19 protein-coding genes are annotated in these 18,699 nt (G+C 62.7%); 5 read left to right on the forward strand and 14 right to left on the reverse strand.

From position 1 onward, the window contains the following. Positions 1–52 precede the first annotated feature (52 nt). Together QZ571_RS11845 and QZ571_RS11850 are read right to left on the reverse strand one after the other, a co-directional pair. The gene (locus tag QZ571_RS11845) at positions 53–832 is read right to left on the reverse strand and encodes a Bax inhibitor-1/YccA family protein (protein WP_295534931.1); all 780 of its coding nucleotides are present in this window, start codon (positions 830–832) and stop codon (positions 53–55) included. 167 nt (positions 833–999) lie between these two features. Next, the gene (locus tag QZ571_RS11850) at positions 1,000–1,974 is read right to left on the reverse strand and encodes an NADPH:quinone oxidoreductase family protein (RefSeq protein WP_295534934.1); all 975 of its coding nucleotides are present in this window, start codon (positions 1,972–1,974) and stop codon (positions 1,000–1,002) included. Positions 1,975–2,330: 356 nt separating this feature from the next. Between QZ571_RS11850 and QZ571_RS11855 the strand changes: the two genes are divergently transcribed. After that, the gene (locus QZ571_RS11855) at positions 2,331–2,693 is read left to right on the forward strand and encodes a helix-turn-helix transcriptional regulator (protein ID WP_295534938.1); all 363 of its coding nucleotides are present in this window, start codon (positions 2,331–2,333) and stop codon (positions 2,691–2,693) included. A 112-nt stretch (positions 2,694–2,805) separates the two neighbouring features. Then, a complete protein-coding gene (locus tag QZ571_RS11860; RefSeq protein WP_295534941.1) occupies positions 2,806–3,627 on the forward strand; it encodes an inositol monophosphatase family protein in 822 nt (273 codons plus the stop codon). Here QZ571_RS11860 and QZ571_RS11865 read toward each other — a convergent pair. Next, positions 3,624–4,157 (reverse strand): 5-formyltetrahydrofolate cyclo-ligase, encoded by a 534-nt coding sequence (locus QZ571_RS11865; protein WP_295534943.1) that lies wholly within the window; start codon positions 4,155–4,157, stop codon positions 3,624–3,626. The two genes, QZ571_RS11860 and QZ571_RS11865, sit on opposite strands and share 4 nt — an antisense overlap. After that, entirely contained in the window at positions 4,154–5,539 is a 1,386-nt protein-coding gene (gene mgtE, locus QZ571_RS11870; protein WP_295534946.1) for a magnesium transporter, read from the reverse strand. Before mgtE ends, QZ571_RS11865 begins: the two co-directional genes overlap by 4 nt. 171 nt (positions 5,540–5,710) lie before the next feature. Here mgtE and guaD point away from each other — a divergent pair, with 171 nt between their 5' ends. Beyond that, entirely contained in the window at positions 5,711–6,994 is a 1,284-nt protein-coding gene (gene guaD / locus QZ571_RS11875; RefSeq protein WP_295534948.1) for a guanine deaminase, read from the forward strand. Here the strand turns inward: guaD and QZ571_RS11880 are convergent. The 6 genes from QZ571_RS11880 to QZ571_RS11905 form a co-directional block, all read right to left on the reverse strand. Next, entirely contained in the window at positions 6,991–8,328 is a 1,338-nt protein-coding gene (locus QZ571_RS11880) for an 8-oxoguanine deaminase (protein WP_295534950.1), read from the reverse strand. The genes guaD and QZ571_RS11880 overlap by 4 nt on opposite strands. 227 nt (positions 8,329–8,555) lie before the next feature. Then, positions 8,556–9,296, reverse strand: a complete 741-nt coding sequence (locus QZ571_RS11885) for a YebC/PmpR family DNA-binding transcriptional regulator (protein ID WP_295534952.1) — start codon at positions 9,294–9,296, stop codon at positions 8,556–8,558. 91 nt (positions 9,297–9,387) lie between these two features. Then, positions 9,388–9,747, reverse strand: a complete 360-nt coding sequence (locus tag QZ571_RS11890) for a hypothetical protein (protein WP_295534955.1) — start codon at positions 9,745–9,747, stop codon at positions 9,388–9,390. 11 nt (positions 9,748–9,758) lie between these two features. Then, a complete protein-coding gene (locus QZ571_RS11895; RefSeq protein ID WP_295534958.1) occupies positions 9,759–11,537 on the reverse strand; it encodes an SLC13 family permease in 1,779 nt (592 codons plus the stop codon). Between the two features lie 136 nt (positions 11,538–11,673). Next, positions 11,674–12,495, reverse strand: coding sequence for a TIGR00282 family metallophosphoesterase (locus QZ571_RS11900; protein WP_295534960.1), 822 nt, complete (start codon positions 12,493–12,495; stop codon positions 11,674–11,676). Between the two features lie 57 nt (positions 12,496–12,552). Next, a complete protein-coding gene (locus QZ571_RS11905; protein ID WP_295534962.1) occupies positions 12,553–13,407 on the reverse strand; it encodes a LysR family transcriptional regulator ArgP in 855 nt (284 codons plus the stop codon). Positions 13,408–13,495: 88 nt separating this feature from the next. On the opposite strand from QZ571_RS11905, the gene QZ571_RS11910 reads away from it, so the two are divergent. Both QZ571_RS11910 and QZ571_RS11915 read left to right on the forward strand, forming a co-directional pair. Continuing rightward, a complete protein-coding gene (locus tag QZ571_RS11910) occupies positions 13,496–14,098 on the forward strand; it encodes a LysE/ArgO family amino acid transporter (protein ID WP_295534965.1) in 603 nt (200 codons plus the stop codon). A 53-nt stretch (positions 14,099–14,151) separates the two neighbouring features. Then, complete coding sequence (locus QZ571_RS11915; protein WP_295534968.1) at positions 14,152–15,060, forward strand: DMT family transporter; 909 nt, start codon at positions 14,152–14,154, stop codon at positions 15,058–15,060. A gap of 110 nt (positions 15,061–15,170) precedes the next feature. Here QZ571_RS11915 and choV read toward each other — a convergent pair whose 3' ends face one another. From choV to choX, 4 genes are read right to left on the reverse strand one after another with little or no spacing between them, the layout of a single operon-like run. Continuing rightward, a complete protein-coding gene (gene choV / locus QZ571_RS11920; protein WP_295534971.1) occupies positions 15,171–16,232 on the reverse strand; it encodes a choline ABC transporter ATP-binding protein in 1,062 nt (353 codons plus the stop codon). Continuing rightward, positions 16,229–17,065 carry a choline ABC transporter permease subunit gene (gene choW / locus QZ571_RS11925; protein ID WP_295534974.1) on the reverse strand — a complete coding sequence of 279 codons (837 nt, stop codon included), beginning with the start codon at positions 17,063–17,065 and terminating at the stop codon, positions 16,229–16,231. The genes choV and choW overlap by 4 nt, the downstream gene beginning before the upstream one ends. Then, the gene (locus tag QZ571_RS11930; protein ID WP_295534977.1) at positions 17,062–17,739 is read right to left on the reverse strand and encodes a hypothetical protein; all 678 of its coding nucleotides are present in this window, start codon (positions 17,737–17,739) and stop codon (positions 17,062–17,064) included. The genes choW and QZ571_RS11930 overlap by 4 nt, the downstream gene beginning before the upstream one ends. Continuing rightward, complete coding sequence (gene choX, locus QZ571_RS11935) at positions 17,736–18,680, reverse strand: choline ABC transporter substrate-binding protein (RefSeq protein ID WP_295534980.1); 945 nt, start codon at positions 18,678–18,680, stop codon at positions 17,736–17,738. The genes QZ571_RS11930 and choX overlap by 4 nt, the downstream gene beginning before the upstream one ends. Positions 18,681–18,699: the final 19 nt, after the last annotated feature.

Here is an 18,699-nt window from a genome sequence, read left to right on the forward strand (position 1 = left end):
AAAAAGCCCCGGCACTGGGCCGGGGCTTTGATCTTACATCAAGGGATGCGCCTTAGCGGCGATCGCCCATGAACTGCAGCAGGAACATGAACAGGTTGATGAAGTCGAGATACAGCTTGAGCGCGCCGATGATCGCGGCTTTGCCCATAAAGTCCTGACCGCCGCTGGCTGCCAGTTGCAGATACATGTTCTTGATGTTCTGCGTGTCATAGGCCGTCAGGCCCGCAAAGATCAGCACGCCGATCAACGAGATCGCAAAGGCAAGCGCCGACGAGGCGAGGAAGATGTTCACGATCGAGGCCACGATCAACCCGATCAGGCCCATCATCAGGAACGAGCCCATCCCCGACAGATTGCGCTTGGTGGTGTAACCATAGAGCGACAGGCCCGCAAACGAGATCGCGGTCACCAGGAAGGTCTGCGCAATCGACACCCCGGTAAACACCAGGAAGATCGACGAAAGCGAGGCCCCCATCAGCGCCGCGAAGACCCAAAACACGATCTGGGCGGTGCTTGTGCTCATTTTATTCAGCGTTGCGCTAAAGGCAAAGACGACGCCCAGCGGGGCAAGCATCAAGACCCATTTCAGCGGGCTGGTATAGATCAGCGATCCAAGCTGCGTCAGGTAGATGCCACCACGCAACTGTCCAGCCGCTGCGGCAGGATCGCTTGTCACGGCCATATTCGCCAACGCCCAAGCCACCGCGCCGGTGATCAGCATTGCCACTGACATCAGCCCGTAAACCCGGTTCATATGCGTGCGCAGACCTTCGTCTATCGCCGCTTGACGCGTGCCCGCATGGGGCGTCCGCATCGTTTCGAAATCAGCCATCTCGATACCTCCAACAAGTCTTGTCCGGCCATCCCTCGTACCGGTGTCGGTTCCGATATTGGCAGAGAGGGACGCAAATTCAAGATTTCATCGGTGCAGAAAACGCATTGTTTCAAACAAGTTTAAGGCATTGCGCGCGAAAACGGCGTTTTGTGGCCGTATCGGCCCTAGTCTGGGGTCCGATCCCCCATCGTGATCACCAATTTTCCCGTTGAGCGACGCGCGCGCAAATCGTCCAGCGCTTCGGTTACGGCATCAAGCGGATAGCGTGCCCCGATATGGGGATGCAGCGCGCCGGCATTGAACCAGTCAAACAGCTGGCGCATCGAGTCCTTCAGCACCGCCGGATCAAGGCTTTGATAGCCGCCCCAATACAGCCCGTGAATCGCGATATTCTTGACCAGCGCATGATTGAGCGGCAGCATCGGCGGTTTGCCACTGGCAAATCCGATCACCAGATAGCGCCCGCCGGGTCTGAGCGCGCGAAACGCCGCCTCGCCCGCCGCGCCGCCCACCGCGTCATAAATCACATCCGCGCCGCCCAAAGCCCGCAGCGCGCCCTTCAGATCAGGCGTTTCGATATCCACGACCTCATCGGCCCCGGCAGCGCGCGCAATCTCCAGCTTGGCCGCGCCCCGCGCACAGGCAATCACCCGCGCCCCCAACGCCTTGCCAATCTCAACCGCCGTAAGCCCCACGCCGCCAGCCGCGCCCAGCACAACCAAGGTTTCGCCCGCGCGCAGCCCCGCGCGCGCGTCCAGCGCCACATGCGAGGTGCCATAGGCGATCTGAAACGCCGCCGCCTGCTCGAAGCTCATCGCATCGGGCATCACCGTGCAACGCGTTTGCGCGAAATTGCCCGCCTCGGCCAGCCCGCCTTGCCCGGCAAACACCGCCACCCGCGTGCCCGGCGCAAGTGTGCACCCCGGTCCCGCCGCGATCACCTCGCCCGCCAATTCCATGCCCAGCGTGAACGGCGCGTCCGGAGTGTCCTGATACGTCCCCTCGGTCATCAGTAGATCGGCGAAATTGAGACCACAGGCGCGGATCGCGACCTGCACCTCACCCGCAACCGGGGCGTGCAGCGTGATATCTTGCAGCTTCGGTGCACTGCCCGGTGTTTGAATTTGAAATGCGCGCATTGCGGTCTCCGTTCTTGTCGTCCTAGCTATCTTATCTTTGCACGCCCGACAGGACCAGCGCCAAGCCGAAGGAGAAACGCCCCCCAGAACCCGCTGCACCAGAGCGTGAAAACGAATCAAATTTGGCCAACGCAGGGTTGCGAAACGAGAAGATTTACCTAACGGAAGGCTTGGGACATTTCGCGAATTGCAAAAACACGCCAAGGGAGAGCGTGGTTTTCCTCAATCACCTCACGGGTTCGTTATCCATTAACGCCTAACAGCCTGTCTTTTAGGATAGGTTTGCACTTTTGAGGCTTTGGACCGCCTCGCGGCATGTTAGCTTCTAATCAGGAAATTGAAGTGAAGGGCAAAAAATGAAACACCCGGTAGATGTGCATGTAGGGAAACGGATCCGCCATCGTCGTTGGATGATCGGCATGACCCAGCAACAACTTGCTGATCATGTAGGCATCAAATTTCAACAAATCCAGAAATATGAAACAGGCATGAACCGTGTCTCGGCATCGCGACTTTGGGACATTGCCGACGCGGTCGAAGTGCCGATCTCGTTCTTCTTCGAAGGTCTCTCCGAAGGCAGCGTTGCGCAACCGCAGGTTGAAGGCGACATCTTGTCGGACAAAGAGGCACTGGCGCTCGTGCGGTCCTATTACGCTATGCCTGAGGCGCAGCGTCGCCGACTGTTCGATCTGGCGAAAGTGCTTTCAGACGCGGCGTGATTGCGCCTTGTCTATCGGCTGTTCCGTGCAAAGCGGTCCGGACGGCTTGACCTGATAAAAGGGGGCGTTTACCGCTCCCTTTATTCATTTCGCCCGTCATAAGGAGCGCGCCATGCACGTGCAAGACCCCGCCGAACAGATTGCACTGATCGCCTTGGCCCAAGAGCTCGCCGATTGCGCGCGCAAGATCAGCTTGCAACATTTCCGCCCCATCGGCGGAATCGGCGCGGCCAATAAGCACGCGACTGGCTTTGATCCGGTGACCGAGGCCGACCGCGCCGCCGAAGCCGCGATGCGCGCGATCTTGCAGGAACGCCGCCCGCAAGACGGCATTTACGGCGAGGAACACGGCGTCACCCAGGGCAGCAGCGGGCTGACCTGGGTGCTGGACCCGATTGACGGCACGCGCGGCTATATGTCGGGCACGCCGACTTGGGGGGTGCTGATCGCGCTGTGCGCGCAAGAGGCCGACGGCCCCGGCGCGCCGCTGATGGGGGTGATCGACCAGCCCTATATCGGCGAGCGATTCATCGGCGGCTTCGGGCGCGCAGATGTGTCCGGCCCGCAGGGCACCGCCAAGCTGGCCACGCGCGCAGCTCAAGGCGGGCTCGAAAGCGCCACGCTGTTCTCGACCTTCCCCGAGATCGGCACCGCGCAAGAAAAATCCGCCTTTGATCGGGTGGCATCGCAAGTGCAGCTGACGCGCTACGGGATGGATTGCTACGCCTATGCGCTACTGGCTGCGGGCCAGATTGATCTGGTGGTCGAGGCGGGCCTGTTTCCCTATGACGTCGCCGCGCCGATCGCCGTGATTGAGGCGGCAGGCGGCATCGTCACCAATTGGCAGGGCGGTCCGGCCTATCGCGGCGGGCAGGTGCTCGCTGCGGCCAATCCCGACATTCACGCCGCCGCACTGGCAGCACTGGCGGGCTAAAACGCCCTGATGCCGGCCTCTGTCACGATGAAATCGAGCGGCTGATCGGTTGCATCGGTGGGCACCTCGGTGCGCTCTTGCGCGCCGTAGGTGAACCCAATCGCGATTACCGGGCCAGCGGCGCGCAGCGCCTGCAAGGTCCGGTCGTAAAACCCGCCGCCATAGCCCAGCCGATAGCCGCGCGCATCAAAGGCTAGCAGCGGCACGATCAGGATCTGCGGCGTGATCTCGGTTTTATCCTGCGGGATCGGGGCCCCAAAGGCGCCCGGCTCCATCGCAGCCCCCGGATGCCAGCGCCGAAACACCAGCGGCTGGCCCGGAACCACCACCACCGGCAGGCAAAGCGGCCCGTGATGCGCAGTCATAGCGGGGCGGGGGTCGGGCTCGGTGCGGATCGGCCAATAGCCCGCCAAGGGCTGAACGGGGTAGGCGGCCAGCGCCTGTGTCAACGCGCGGCTCGCGGCCCCCTCATCGCGCGCATGGGCCAGCTTGCGCGTCGCAAAGGCTGCCTGACGCGCGGCCTCCTTCATAGCAGCATCACCGAGGCCAAGCCGAGGAAGGAAAAGAACCCCACCACATCCGTCATCGTCGTCACAAACGTCCCCGAGGCCAGCGCCGGGTCCGCCCCCAGTTTTTCCAGCATCAGCGGGATCAGGATGCCCGACAGCGCCGCCACGACGAGGTTAATCACCATCGCCAACGCGATCACGATGCCCAGATGCGGCCCCGAGAACCAAAACGAGGCCACCACCCCCATCACCACCGCAAACGCCAGCCCGTTCAGCAGCCCGACAATCGCCTCACGTCGCACAACCCGCCAGACGTTGCTTTCGGTCAGGCTTTTGGTGGCCATCGCGCGCACCGCCACAGTCAGCGTCTGCGTGCCGGCATTGCCTCCCATCGAGGCCACAATCGGCATCAACACGGCCAGCGCCACCAGTTTTTGAATCGTGCCCTCAAAGATCGAAATCACCCCCGAGGCCAGGATCGCGGTCAGCAGGTTCACCATTAGCCAGGGCAGGCGCTGGCGCACCGTTTCCATCACCGTATCCGAGAGCGACGATTCATCGCCAACACCGGCCAAGCGCAGGATGTCTTCCTCGTGTTCCTCGTCCAACACCGCCATCGCGTCATCAATCGTGATCACGCCCACAAGCCGGTCATCATCATCGACCACAGCGGCGGATATCAGGTGATACTGGTTGAACGCATAGGCCACGTCGCCCTCGTCCTGATAAACCGAGATCGTGCGGAATTCTTCCTCGGCGATATCGCTCAGCGGCGAGGCGCGCGGCGCCGACAGAATACGTCCCAGCGTGACATTGCCCTGCGGGTGATGGGCGGGATCGACCAGAATGACATGGTAAAACTGATCGGGCAGCCATTTCGCACGGCGCAGATAATCAATCGTTTCGCCCACGGTCCAATGGGCGGGCGCGGTCACTACCTCGCGCTGCATCAAACGCCCGGCCGAGTAATCCGGATAGGACAGCGATTTCTCGACCGCCATCCGATCTGGCTCGTCCAGCGCGCCCAGAATCTGTTCTTGCTGGGGCTCTTCGAGGTCTTCGATGAGGTCCACGACGTCATCGGAGTCCAGCTCACGCACCGCGTCTGCCAGCACTTCTGGCGGCAGGCTTGCGATCACCTCTTCGCGGATCGATTCGTCAATTTCGGTCAGGATTTCGCCGTCGATCTCGCGGCCCCAAAGGCGCAGGATCGCACGGCGCTCATGGCCGGAAATCTGTTCCAGAAGGTCAGCGATATCGGCCGCGTGCAGCGGCTCCATCAGCTGTGCCAGCAGCGTCGCATCGTTGTTATTGGTGGCCTCAAGGATCGAGTCGACCAGATCACCGTCCAGCCGGTAATCTTCTTCCTCGCGCTCGTGCTCTTCCAACTCAGCTTCGGCCATACTACCCCCGATTTTCCGCCCGGATTCGAGGTCGGGCCCGCTTGCGCCCGAAACATAGCGGGTTTCTGTAAGATGCACAGGGGGCGGGGATGAAAAAACCGTGCCCTCACGGCAGAGATTTACCTTGGCGCGCGGGGCTTCTAGCATGGGCCAACACAAACGGGGTGCACAATGGCAGAGCTACATCTGGGCCAGTTGATGGCGTATCGCGGCGATCCGCTGGTCGAGGGGCCAGAGGCGGTTCTCCCGATCCGTCACGGCGCGCTTTTGATCGCCAATGGCATGATCGTCGGCATGGGCGAAGCCGCGGATCTGCGCGCCGCCCATCCCGGTGCGACGCTGGTGGATCACGGCGATCATCTGCTCTCGCCCGGCTTCATCGACGCCCATGTCCACTATCCCCAAACCGCGATCATCGCGAGCTGGGGCAAGCGGCTGATCGACTGGCTCAACAGCTACACCTTCCCCGAAGAGATGCGCTTTGGCGACCCAGCCTATGCCGCTGATGTCGCTGGGCGTTATCTGGATCTCGCACTCTCTAATGGCACCACGACCGCCTGTTCCTATTGCACGATTCACCCACAAAGCGTGGATGCGATCTTTCAGGCGGCTCAGGCGCGCGGCATGCGGATGCTGGCGGGCAAGACCTGCATGGATCGCAACGCCCCCGAGGGGCTGCGTGACACCGCCCAAACCGCCTATGATCAAAGTGCCGCGCTGCTGGCGCGTTGGCATGGCGTGGATCGGCTGAGCTATGTCATCACGCCGCGCTTTTCGCCCACCTCCTCGCCTGAACAACTCAGCGCGCTGGGGGCGCTTTGGGCCGAACATCCCGACTGCCTGATGCAAACCCATCTGTCCGAGCAGGTCGATGAGATCGCTTGGGTGAAATCGCTTTATCCCGAGGCGCGCGACTATCTCGATACCTATGAATCCCACGGGCTTCTGGGGGAAAACGCGCTTTATGGCCACGCGATCCACCTGACCCCGCGCGAATCTGCCCGCATCGCCGAGGTCGGCGCGGCGCTGATTCATTGCCCGACCTCGAACAGTTTTATCGGCTCGGGGCTGTTTGACTGGCCCGCGCGGATGGCCGAGGGGCAGCGCATCGGGCTGGCCACCGATACCGGGGGCGGGTCGAACTTTTCGATGCTGCGCACGATGGCCGCCGCCTATGAGGTCGGCCAACTCACGCATCAACCGCTCCATCCTGCGCAGCTTTGGTGGCTGGCCACTCAAGGCTCGGCGCGGGCCTTGCGCATCGGCGATAAGGTCGGCGCGCTGGCACCGGGGATGGAGGCCGATTTCATCGCCGTCGACCTTGCCTCAACCCCGGTGATCGCACAACGCGCCACCCGCGCCAATGATTTCTGGGAGGCGCTGTTCCCAACGATCATGATGGGCGATGACCGCGCGATTGCGGGCGTCTGGATCGGTGGCAAAAAGCGCGCCTAAGCCATCAAGGCGCGCGCCAGCCGGTTTTGGTGCGCGATCACACGGGGCATATCAAGCGTGGTGATCTGGCCATCGCGCACGATCTGGCGACCCTCGACGAACAGATCGCGCACCTTGCTGGGACCACATAGCACCAGTGCCGCGACCGGGTCCCACGCGCCTGCCGCCTCCAGCCCCGACACATCCCAAATCGCGATATCGGCGCGTTTGCCCGGCGCGATCACACCACAATCGGGCCGCCCCAAGACCTGCGCACCGCCCAGCGTCGCAATCTCCAGCGCCTCGCGCGCCGCCATCGCATCGGCGCCGTTCTGCACGCGCTGCAACAGCATCGCCTGACGTGCCTCGCCAATCAGCGATCCGGCATCATTAGACGCCGAGCCATCCACCCCCAGCGCCACCCGCACCCCCGCATCGCGCATCGCACGCACCGGCGCGATCCCCGATCCCAACCGACAGTTGGAACAGGGGCAATGCGACACGCCGGTTTTCGTGGTCGCAAACAGGTCGATTTCGGCCCCGTCCAGCTTGACGCAATGGGCGTGCCAAACGTCCTCACCGACCCAGCCCAGATCGCGCGCATAATCACCCGGACGACAGCCAAACTGCGCCAACGAATAGGCCACATCCTCGTCATTCTCCGCCAGATGAGTGTGCATCATCACCCCCTTGTCGCGCGCCAACAGGGCCGCATCGCGCATCAACCCGCGCGAGACCGAAAACGGCGAACACGGCGCCACACCGACCCGACACATCGAACCCTCACCGGCATCGTGAAACGCGTCGATTACGCGGATGCAATCGTCCAGAATAGCGCTCTCGTCCTCGACCAGACTGTCGGGCGGCAAGCCCCCAGCACTTTGCCCGATGCTCATCGCACCGCGCGTCGGGTGAAAGCGCAGCCCCAATTCCGCCGCCGCGTGAATCGTATCCTCCAGCCGCGCGCCACCGGGATACATATAGAGATGATCGGAACTCAGCGTGCAGCCGCTCAGCGCCAGTTCCGCCAAACCCACCTGCGCCGAAACCCGGATCTCTTCGGGCCCCATCCGCTCCCAGATCGGATACAGCGTCTTGAGCCAGCCAAACAACAACGCATCCTGCCCGCCCGGCACCGCGCGCGTCAGCGTCTGATACAGATGATGATGGGTGTTCACCAAGCCCGGCGTCACCACACAGCCCTGCGCATGAACGATTTCGCCCGAACTGTGCAAATCCGCCCCGATGGCCGCGATCACCCCGTCGCGCAGCACCAGATCCGCGCCCGCCAATTCGCGCCGCGCCCCGTCCATCGTGACGATGACCTCTGCGCCCGTGATCAAGACCTCGCCCATGCGGCCCCCTTCGCTTTTGTTCAAATATCCCGGGGGGAATGGAGCGTCAGGCGAAGAGGGGCCGCGCCCCGAACCAAGCCCATCCGATCCGCGCCCCGGGCCGCGCCCCCGGCCGCGACGCTGAAAGGCTAGTCGCGCGCCCGCGCAAAGACAATGCGCGCAAACACGTGGCGCAGACATGCAAAAGACGCCCCGAGGGGCGCCTTTTTCGTCTCTGAACCCAGCGCTTACAGCTGCGCGGCCACGTCCTCGGGGACGTCGAAATTGGCGGTGACGGATTGCACATCATCGTCATCTTCCAGCGTGTCGATCAAACGCATCAGTTTTTGCGCGGTCTCAAGATCAACCTCGGTGCGGTTTTGCGGCTTCCAGATCAGCTTGGCCTCGGTAGCCTCGCCCAGCTCGGATTCCAGCGCGTCCGACACTTCCGACAGGTTCTCCATCGGGCAGTAAATCCAGTGGCCCTCATCGTCGCTTTCGACATCCTCGGCCCCGGCTTCGATCGCGGCCATCATCACGGTGTCCGCATCGCCCGCCTCAGCGGAATAGGTGATCTCACCAACATGATCGAACATGAAGCTCACCGAGCCCGTCGTGCCCAGATTGCCGCCGCATTTCGTGAAGGTCGAGCGCACGTTGGACGCGGTGCGATTGAGGTTATCCGTCAGCGCCTCGACGATGATCGCGATGCCGTTGGGGCCATAGCCCTCATAGCGGATCTGGGTATATTCATCGCCTTCGCCTGCTTGCGATTTCTTGATCGCGCGGTCGATCACGTCCTTGGGCATCGACTGCGATTTCGCCGCTTTCACCGCCAGACGCAGGCGCGGGTTTTTCTCGGGGTCGGGGTCGCCCATCTTGGCGGCGACGGTGATTTCCTTCGCCAGCTTGGAAAACATCTTGGAACGTGCCGCATCCTGCTTGCCCTTACGGTGCTGGATATTGGCCCATTTGGAATGGCCTGCCATGGGAGTCTCCGTCAGAAATTCGAGAATTTGGCCCGATATAAAGCGGATCGGGGCGCAGGGGCAAGGCCCCGGCGGTTCAGGGCCGGCTTAGCTAGCCGTCGCCCCGCGCGTTTGTCGGTGCCGGATCGGGCGTTTCAAAGCGCCAGCTTTGCCCCGAAGGCGCGCTCAGCTCGATCTTGGCATAGGACTGGAACCATTGGCCAATCCCGGGCACGCCAGCCAGATAGCTGGGACGATAGCCGCTGACGTCATAGTGCATCGGCCAGCGGCAGCCCTGCAAATCGCCGCTGGGCGCATCCGCAATCTGGGCACGGCACACCGTTCCATCACTGAAGGACACGCGCATTTGCGTGCCATGCAGTGTCACGTGATCGGGCCAAGCGGGCGCGCGCGACATCTCGGCACAGCCCGCCAATCCGATTGCCAGTGGCAAAATCATCAAAACACGCATCGCAACCCTCCTCATAGGGGCCAGATCAACGGGATCAGGAAACACGCCGTCAGCCCGGTCACGATATCCATCGGAATCCCAAGACGCAGGAAATCGGTGAACTTGTAGCCGCCGGGGCCGTAAACCATCATATGGGTCTGATAGCCGATCGGCGTGGCAAAGGCGACCGAGGCGGAAAACATCACCGCCACCGCAAACGGGCGCGGATCGAGCCCCAGCGCCAGCGCCAGCGACATCGCAATCGGCGTATAGATCACCGCCACGGCGTTGTTGGACAGCAATTCGGTCATCACAAGGCCAAGGAAATACACCACGATCAGCGCCATTTGCGGGTGCAAGGTCTTCAGCCACGGCGCAACCCCGTCCACGATCAGCTTGACCGCGCCCGAATGCTCCAGCCCGACACCGACGACCAGCATCGCAAAGATCAGCGCCAGCAAGCGGCCTTCGACAAAGGAAAACGCCTCATCCGTGTCGATGCAGCGCGACACCAGAATGCCTGCCACCGCTACCATCGCCAGCGCAAGGATCGGCGCCACACCAATAGCAGACAGGATCACCACCGCCGCCAGCGCGCCCGCCGCAATCGGCAGATGGCTGCGCCGATAGGCCCGCGCGGTGGGCTTGGACACATCGACCAGATCCATATCGGCGGCCAGACGCGCAATATCCTCGCCTGCGCCTTCCAGCAGCAGCGTATCACCGACCACCACGACCAGATCATCCAACTGCCGCCCGATATTCTGATTGCGCCGATGCGCGGCCAGCACATAAACGCCATAGCGCCTGCGCAGCCGCATATCGCCCAGCTGCTGCCCGATCATCCGACAGCCCGGCGAGATCAGCACCTCAACCGTCTCGGTCTGCACTGAAGACAGCTTGTCCACCATGCGCAGATCGCGGTTCTTCTGCATCCCCAGCAGTTCTTCCATCTCAGAGCGCAGCACCACCCGGTCGCCCGCCGCCAGATTCACCGTCGAGAGATCCCGGCGCAAAGATGCATCGCCGCGCAGCACGTCGATCACCCGCACGCCGTCGCGCGAAAAACTGTCCGCCTCCATCACGTTCTGCCCGATCAGGCTGCTTTCTTCGGGGATCGCGACCTCGGTGAAATATTTCATCTTCGGGCGATCGCCCAGCAGGTAAGACAGCGACTGGCGCTCGGGGATCAGGCGGCGCGCAAACAGTGCCATAAAGACCGAGCCGACCGCACAGACCGCCAAGCCCAAGGGCGCGATCTCAAAAATCGAAAACGGCTCCAGCCCGCGTGCGCGCACCACACCATCGACGAGAATGTTGGTCGAGGTGCCGATCAGCGTAATCATTCCGCCCATCACCGTGAAATAGCTCAGCGGCATCAGGAACCGCGAGGGCGAGATGCGCAGCTTGCGCGCGATCTGAATGAACACCGGAATCATCACCGCGACCACGGGCGTGTTGTTCATCACCCCGCTCGCCAGCATGGTGACGAGAAACATCAGCGCGACGGTCATTTTCGGACGCTCGTCGATGCGCGCCTCGGCATAGCGCGTCATTGCATCCAGCGCACCCGTGCGCACCAACGCCCCCATGATGAGAAACATGAACGCGATGGTCCAGGGGGCAGGGTTGGCCAGCACCGCCACCGAGTTTTCATAGGGCGCAAGATTGAAGATCACCATCAAGGCAGCCCCCGCAATCGCAGTGACCTCGGGGGGCCAGCGCTCGCGCAGGAACATCGCAAACATCCAAACCACGATCAGCAAGGCGATGACAGCGGTGCTGGTTTGGGAAATTGGCAGGTTAATCATAAAATTGTCTCATGCAGACGCATCGAAGCGATACTAGCGGCGCGCAGCCCAGCCGCAAGCGCGCCCTGCGCCTGCCTGCCCGGTTTCGCCAGTTTTTGCCGAAATGCCAGATTTTGACGCACCCAAGCCGGGTGTGTCACGATAGCAGCGGGGCCGCCTGCGCCAGTTTGCCGCCAATGCGCACAGGTTCTGCGCGCGTCGCACGTCCGGTGCGGTCATCGGTCTCGACGTAAAAGCCGCACAGGGTCGCCTCGCCGCGCGCAGGGCTAAAGCGCTCTTTGGCCATGCCGGTCACGAAACGGCGCATCGGCTCGGCCTTGGACATGCCGATGACGGAATCATAATCGCCACACATCCCCGCATCGCTGAGATAGGCGGTGCCCTTATCCAAAATCTGCGCATCGCTCGTAGGCACATGGGTATGGGTGCCCACCACGATACTTGCGCGCCCGTTGCACCAATGGCCCATCGCCATTTTCTCGCTTGTCGCCTCGCAATGCATATCCACCAGACAGGCCTGCACCGCGCCCCCCAGCGGATAGCGTTTCAGCTCGGCCTCAATGGTGGAGAACGGGTCGTCAAAGGCGCGTTTCATGAACACATTGCCCAACACCTGCGCCACCAACACCTTGCGCCCGCGCGTGTCGGAAAACACCCGCGCGCCGCGCCCAGGCGCGTCCTTGGCATAGTTCAGCGGGCGGATGATGCGCGGCTCGCCATCGATGAACCGCAGCATGTCCTTTTGATCAAAGGCATGATCGCCCAGCGTAACCACATCGGCCCCCGCATCAAGCAGCAGCTTGGCATGCTCGCCCGTCAGACCCATCCCGCCCGAGGCGTTCTCGCCATTGACCACGACAAAATCAAGCCGCCAATCCGCGCGCAGCTTCGGGAGTTTTTCGGTGATCGCAGCACGCCCCGCGCGCCCCATCACATCGCCTAAAAATAACAGCTTCATAAAATGCAGCAATAGGGCGGGCGCGGATCAAGGGCAATGGGGATTGGCGCGAATAGGCTATAAAAGCACGCCTTTGGCGGCTTTTCGTACTGCCTTGCTCAGTGGGGCCAGCGGGCCTTTCAGCCTGCGCTGGCTTTGCCAATGCAGGGGCACGTCCAGCGGCGCAGGCCCCAGCGCCACCAGCGTGCCGCGCGCCAATGCGTCGCGCACCAGCGGCTCGGGGTTCATCCCCCAACCCAGCCCGCTCAGGGCCGCGTCCACAAACCCCTCGCTCGAGGCGATGCGATGCGCGCGCAGGCTGACAGGCCTCCCGCAGATCATCGCCGCCCAATGCTCTTGCAAGCGATCCTTGGCGTTGAATTGCAGCGCCGGGGCGGCGCGCAGGGCCGCGCAATTCACCCCGTCCGGGAAATGGCGCGCGATAAACGCAGGCGAGGCTGTCGCGATATAGCGCAGCCGCCCCAGCGCCACCGAGTCACAGCCCGCAATCGGCCCCGGATCGGCGGTGATCGCGCCCACCACTTCGCCCCGGCGCAGCCAGTGATGGGCGTGGTCCTGATCGTCGATCACCAGATCGAACATCACATCCTCAACCTGCGCCAGCGCCGCGATCACCCAAGTCGCAAGGCTGTCCGCATTCACCGCGATGCGCAGCACCGGCGCAACCGCGTCGGGCGCAAGCTGCGCCTCGAGCAGCGCGACCTCGCGCAGATGGGAGATCAGTCGCGCCCCGTCCTCGGTCGCGCGACAGGGCTGGCTGCGGATCACCAACACCGCGCCCATGCGTTCTTCCAGCGCCTTGATGCGCTGCGAGATCGCGGGCGGTGTCACGCCAAGGCGCGCTGCCGCCCCCTCAAACGAGCCGGTTTCCACCACGGCGGCCAGCGCCTCGAGCGTTGCATAGTCAAACATGAGCAAAACTTATTTCAGCTAAAGTAAATTAACTGGAACTTATCCGAGCGCCGCCTCAGAAGGAAGTCGCAATGAAAAGGGGCGGGCAATGGCATTTTGGGCGGGGCTGAAATTGGGGCTGGGGCTGATCGTGGCGATCGGTGCGCAAAACGCCTTCGTGCTGCGCCAAGGGCTGCGGCGCGAACATGTCTTTGCGGTCGCGTTATTCTGCGCGCTCTCGGATGCGCTGCTGATCGCGCTGGGCGTGTCGGGATTTGCTGCCGCCAGCACCGCGCTTCCTTGGCTGCCCGAGATTCTGCGCTGGGGCGGCGTGGCCTTCCTGACATGGTATGCGCTGCGTGCGCTAATCGCGGCAATCCGGGGTGGCGAACATCTTGAGGCCGGGCAGGGCAAGGCGCCCAGCTTGCGTGCGGTGCTGGTGACGGTGGCGGCATTCACCTGGGCCAATCCGCATGTCTGGCTGGATACGGTGGTGCTGCTGGGTGCGGTGTCGGCGCAATTTGCGGGCCATCTGGTTGCGTTCGCGACGGGCGCGATCACCGCCTCATTTTTGTTTTTCTTTTCGTTGGCTTATGGCGCAAGACTGCTGGCGCCCCTGTTTGCCAAACCCGCCGCATGGCGTGTGTTTGATCTGCTGATCGCGCTGGTGATGGGCTCAATCGCGTGGCGGCTCGCGATGGGCGGGCTGTAACGGATACAAATCTGGCCCTTGCGGATGTGCGCGTTTCAGAGTCCAACAGGCGCATGATCGCGAACCCAAAAGCCAACCGCCCGATGATCGGCATCCTGTGGATGCTGGCGACCACACTGTGTTTCGTCATCGTGAATATCATCGTGCATTGGCTGGGCAGTTCGGTGCCCGTGGCGCAATCGGCCTTTGTGCGCTTTGCCTGGGGGCTGATCTTTTTCGCCCCCGCGCTGAACCGGATTTTGCGGCGCAGCTTCGCGCGCGAGGTCTGGGTGCTGTTTGGTCTGCGCGGAGTGCTGCACGCGGTGGCGGTGGTGCTGTGGTTTTATGCCATGACCCATATCCCGATCGCCGATGTCACCGCGATCAATTACCTCAACCCGATCGTGGTGACGGTGGGCGGCGCATTGCTGCTGGGCGAGGGGCTGGCGTGGCGGCGTCTCAGCGCCATTGGCGTGGCGTTGATCGGAGCGCTGATCATCCTGCGCCCCGGAGTGCGCGCGATTGAGCCCGGTCATATCGCCCAGCTCGGCGCGGCGCTCTTCTTTGGCGCGGCCTATCTGTCGGCCAAGCGGCTGACCGATTTCGTGCCCGCCAGCACGGTGGTGGCGATGATGACGCTGGTGGTGACGCTGGCGCTTGCACCGCTGGCGCTATGGGAGTGGCAGCCAATCTCGCTATCGGCCACGCTTTGGCTGGGCGCAGTGGCGCTGTTCGCGACCGCGGGCCATTACACGATGACGCGGGCCTTCGCCGCCGCCCCGGTGAGCGTGACACAGCCGGTGATCTTCCTGCAACTGGTCTGGGCCGCGCTGGCGGGGTGGAGCATTTTCGGCGAAGTCCCAGACCCTTACGTCATTTTGGGTGGGGCGATTATCATCGTGGCGGTCAGCTATATGACGTGGCGGGAATCCCAGATCAAAAAGCGCCCGATCACCCCGCCAGCGCCTGCGACCAAACTTTAGGCGCGCGCGGGCTGCCCTCTCGGATGCCTCCGGCGGGAGTATTTTTCGCTAGATGAAAAGGCAAAAATCTGGATTTCATCTAGCCAGAAATACTCATTCCGACCCAGCCCTCACGCGCTGCCCTTGGGGTCGATCAGCGCCCCGATGACGCCCTCGCGGGTGATCAGGCGGCCATCGCTGAGCGCGACGACTGGCTCATCGCGCAGCCGTTCCATCACCTCTTTTACCGGCGTATCCAGCGCGACGCGCGCGCCCGAGACGGTTGCGCGTGTTGCGTCATCAGCGGCCTGCGCCAGATCGGCGGCGCGCAGTACGCCCAGCGGGTTCATATGGGCCACGAAATCGGCGACATAGTCATTCGCCGGGTGGGCGATGATGTCGCGCGCGGTGCCACATTGCACGATCCGTCCGCCTTCCATCAGCGCGATCCGGTTGCCGATCTTGAACGCTTCGTCGAGGTCGTGGCTGACGAAGATGATTGTGCGTTTGAGCGAGGCTTGCAGGTCCAGCAATTCGTCTTGCAGGCGGGCGCGGATGAGCGGGTCGAGTGCGGAAAACGGCTCGTCCATCAGCAGGATCGGGGCCTCGGTCGCGAAGGCGCGCGCCAGTCCCACGCGCTGTTGCATGCCGCCTGAAAGTTCCGCGACTTGCCGATCCGCCCATTGTGACAGGCCTACCAGTGCGAGTTGGGTTTCGACGCGCTCGCGACGCTCGGATTTCGACATGCCGCCAAGTTCAAGGCCAAGGCCCACATTTTCGCGCACGCTGCGCCATGGCAGCAGGCCAAATTGCTGAAACACCATGGCGACCCGGTGCAATCGAATCCGGCGCAGGGTGGCGGCATTGGCTTGGGTGACATTGACCATAGCGTTGCCGTCACAGACCAGCACAGAGCCGCGCGCCACCGGGTTAAGCCCGTTCACCGCGCGCAGCAGCGTGGATTTGCCCGAGCCCGAGAGGCCCATGAGCACGAGGATCTCGCCCTCGGCCACATCGAGCGAGCAATCATGCACGCCCAGAATCTGGCCGGTGCGGTCCTGAATATCAGGGCGCGACAGGCCCTCATCCATCAGCGGCAAAGCGGCTTGTGGATCATCGCCAAAGACGATCGAGACATTGTCGAAACGCACCGCAAGGCCCGCGGTTTTGCTGGGATCGGTCAGATCGCTCATTTCTTGGCCTCCCGGCGCAGCATGCGATCCAGAATGATGGCAAGCACCACGATCACGAATCCCGATTCAAAGCCAAGCGCGGTGTTAACGGTGTTGAGCGCGCGCACCACCGGCACGCCCAGCCCATCCGCGCCCACCAGCGCCGCGATCACCACCATTGAGAGCGATAGCATGATCGTCTGGTTTAGTCCGGCCATGATTTGTGGGCTGGCATAGGGCAGCTCGACCTTCCAGAGCAGCTGGCGTTTGGTGGCGCCAAAGGCTTGGGCGGCCTCGATCAAGGTGTCGGGGGTCGAGGACACGCCCAGATGCGTCAGGCGGATCGGCGCGGGCAGCACGAAGATCACCGTGGCGATCAGGCCGGGCACCATACCGATGCCAAAGAACACGATGGCGGGGATCAGGTAGACGAAACCGGGCAGGGTTTGCATCAGGTCGAGCACTGGTTGCAGCACCGCATAGAGGCGCGGGCGATGCGCGGTGGCAATGCCGATGGGCACGCCCACCCCCATGCACACGACGCAGGCCGACAGCACCAGTGTGAGGCTTTCGGTGGTTTCCACCCAATAGCCCTGATTAACGATGAACGCGAAACCCAGCCCCACCAGCAGGGTCAGAATCCAGCTGCGTTGCAACCACCACGCCAGCGCCATGAACACCGCGATCACCACCAGCGGCGGGGGCGTTCCAAACACCCATAAGATCGCGTCGATCAGCCCTTGCATCAGCGTCGAGAGCGCGTCGAAAAACGGGCTGGCATGGGTTTGTAGCCAGTCGATCACCGCCTTGGCGGTTTGGCCCACGGGAATCTTGGTGTCGGTTAGCCAGGTCATTCCTGTCCTTTGTCGGTTGATTTTTTCTTGCGCACGGTGATGGCGTCAAACGCGACCTGCGACAGGGCTTTGCTGGTTTTCGGGTCCAGTTTGGTCGAGCGTAGGACGATGCCGGGATCGGGAGCGAATTCCTTGAGGAAGGACGAGTGCAGATCGCCCAAATCGACGCGCTCGAGCACTTGCCAGACGGGGTAGCTACAGGTGCCAATCTGCACCGAGCCGGGGCCGCGATAGGTATAGATGATCGTGCCTTGCCGTTCTGGCTTGCCATCCACGATCAGCGCGACCGGGCTGGACCATCTGCCTTTTTGCGACAGCGTGCTTAGCGCGGCGGGGTCCTCGGTGTAGCGCAGGGTGAATTCGTGCCCGGCGGATTGCCGCGTGGCGATGGCCAGCGGATGGGCGAAGATTTCGCGTTGCGGCGGGCGGCCAAGGTCGGGGTCGTCGGCGCGATAGCCGATGAGCTGGCCGTTTTCATAGCGAAACGCCTCGCTCATGCGGGGTGTGGTGCGCGACAGGATGATGCCCTCGGCGTGCAGATCGGCGCGGGTCGGGCAGGGGGCCTGCGGTTCGCCGGCTTGGGCGGGCACAGCAAGCAGGGCCAGCGCCGCGCCCAAGACAAGGCGCGCGCAGATTGCGCCGCGCGCGCCCTTGTTTTGTTCGCCTCGGCTCACTTGCCAAGCGCCTGTTCGACCGCCGCGCGGGCATCGCCGCCGTCTTTGGTCGTCACGCCCTCAAGCCAGTTCTGCCAGACCTCGGGATGGGCCGCGAGCCAGTCCTTGGCGGCTTTTTCGGGCGCTTCACCATTGTCCAAAATCTTGCCCATGATCTCGTTTTCCATCGGCAGGGTGAATTGCAGATTGGACACGAGCTTGCCGACATTGGGGCAGTCTTGCACAAAGCCCTTGCGCACGTTGGTCATCACCTCGGCACCGCCATAGTTCGGGCCGAACACGTCATCACCGCCCGACAGGTAGGTGATGTCGAAATTGGCGTTCATCGGATGGGGTTCCCACGCGAGGAAGATGATCGGTTTGCCCGCCTTATCGGCCCGAGCGACCTGCGCCAGCATACCTTGTTCCGAGCTTTCCTTAAGCTTGAAGCCGCCCAGATCGAATTCGTTCTTGTCAATCATGCCAAGGATCAGCGTATTGCCGTCATTGCCCGGCTCGATGCCGTAGATATTGCCGTCCAGCGCGTCCTTGTGCTTGGCGATATCGGCGAAATCCTTGATCCCGAGCTTGGCGCCGGCGGGATTGGTGGCCAGCGTGTATTTCGCGCCCGTCAGGTTTACGCCCAGCGTCTCGACCGTGCCATCCTTGGTGTAGGGATCGACATTGGCCGCCATCGACGGCATCCAGTTGCCCAGAAACACATCGACATCGCCCTTCGACAATGCCTCGTAGGTGACGGGAACCGACAGCACTTTGACATCGGTTTCATAGCCCAAAGCGTTGAGAACCGTGGTCGCGGCGGCGGTGGTCGAGGTGATATCGGTCCAGCCGACATCCGAGAAGGTCACGCTAGAGCAATCGGCGGCCTGCACCGGCGCACTGGCGGCAAAGCCCAGCGTCAGCGCGGCACCAAGCGCGATTAGGGTGGAACGGACAGTCATATTTTTTCTCCCTGTCACA

It is taken from the genome of uncultured Thioclava sp., assembly GCF_913064665.1.
GTDB classification, from domain to species: domain Bacteria; phylum Pseudomonadota; class Alphaproteobacteria; order Rhodobacterales; family Rhodobacteraceae; genus Thioclava; species Thioclava arctica.

Bases quoted from the DNA above. Each gene is read 5' to 3' on its own strand.
- QZ571_RS11880 (WP_295534950.1), bottom strand. From the start codon at position 8,328: ATGGGCGAGGTCTTGATCACGGGCGCAGAGGTCATCGTCACGATGGAC.
- QZ571_RS11910 (WP_295534965.1), top strand. From the start codon at position 13,496: ATGGCATTTTGGGCGGGGCTGAAATTGGGGCTGGGGCTGATCGTGGCG.
- choX (WP_295534980.1), bottom strand. From the start codon at position 18,680: ATGACTGTCCGTTCCACCCTAATCGCGCTTGGTGCCGCGCTGACGCTG.
- QZ571_RS11850 (WP_295534934.1), bottom strand. From the start codon at position 1,974: ATGCGCGCATTTCAAATTCAAACACCGGGCAGTGCACCGAAGCTGCAA.
- guaD (WP_295534948.1), top strand. From the start codon at position 5,711: ATGGCAGAGCTACATCTGGGCCAGTTGATGGCGTATCGCGGCGATCCG.
- QZ571_RS11890 (WP_295534955.1), bottom strand. From the start codon at position 9,747: ATGCGTGTTTTGATGATTTTGCCACTGGCAATCGGATTGGCGGGCTGT.
- mgtE (WP_295534946.1), bottom strand. From the start codon at position 5,539: ATGGCCGAAGCTGAGTTGGAAGAGCACGAGCGCGAGGAAGAAGATTAC.
- QZ571_RS11905 (WP_295534962.1), bottom strand. From the start codon at position 13,407: ATGTTTGACTATGCAACGCTCGAGGCGCTGGCCGCCGTGGTGGAAACC.
- choW (WP_295534974.1), bottom strand. From the start codon at position 17,065: ATGACCTGGCTAACCGACACCAAGATTCCCGTGGGCCAAACCGCCAAG.
- QZ571_RS11885 (WP_295534952.1), bottom strand. From the start codon at position 9,296: ATGGCAGGCCATTCCAAATGGGCCAATATCCAGCACCGTAAGGGCAAG.
- QZ571_RS11895 (WP_295534958.1), bottom strand. From the start codon at position 11,537: ATGATTAACCTGCCAATTTCCCAAACCAGCACCGCTGTCATCGCCTTG.
- QZ571_RS11855 (WP_295534938.1), top strand. From the start codon at position 2,331: ATGAAACACCCGGTAGATGTGCATGTAGGGAAACGGATCCGCCATCGT.
- QZ571_RS11865 (WP_295534943.1), bottom strand. From the start codon at position 4,157: ATGAAGGAGGCCGCGCGTCAGGCAGCCTTTGCGACGCGCAAGCTGGCC.
- QZ571_RS11860 (WP_295534941.1), top strand. From the start codon at position 2,806: ATGCACGTGCAAGACCCCGCCGAACAGATTGCACTGATCGCCTTGGCC.
- QZ571_RS11915 (WP_295534968.1), top strand. From the start codon at position 14,152: ATGATCGCGAACCCAAAAGCCAACCGCCCGATGATCGGCATCCTGTGG.
- choV (WP_295534971.1), bottom strand. From the start codon at position 16,232: ATGAGCGATCTGACCGATCCCAGCAAAACCGCGGGCCTTGCGGTGCGT.
- QZ571_RS11845 (WP_295534931.1), bottom strand. From the start codon at position 832: ATGGCTGATTTCGAAACGATGCGGACGCCCCATGCGGGCACGCGTCAA.
- QZ571_RS11900 (WP_295534960.1), bottom strand. From the start codon at position 12,495: ATGAAGCTGTTATTTTTAGGCGATGTGATGGGGCGCGCGGGGCGTGCT.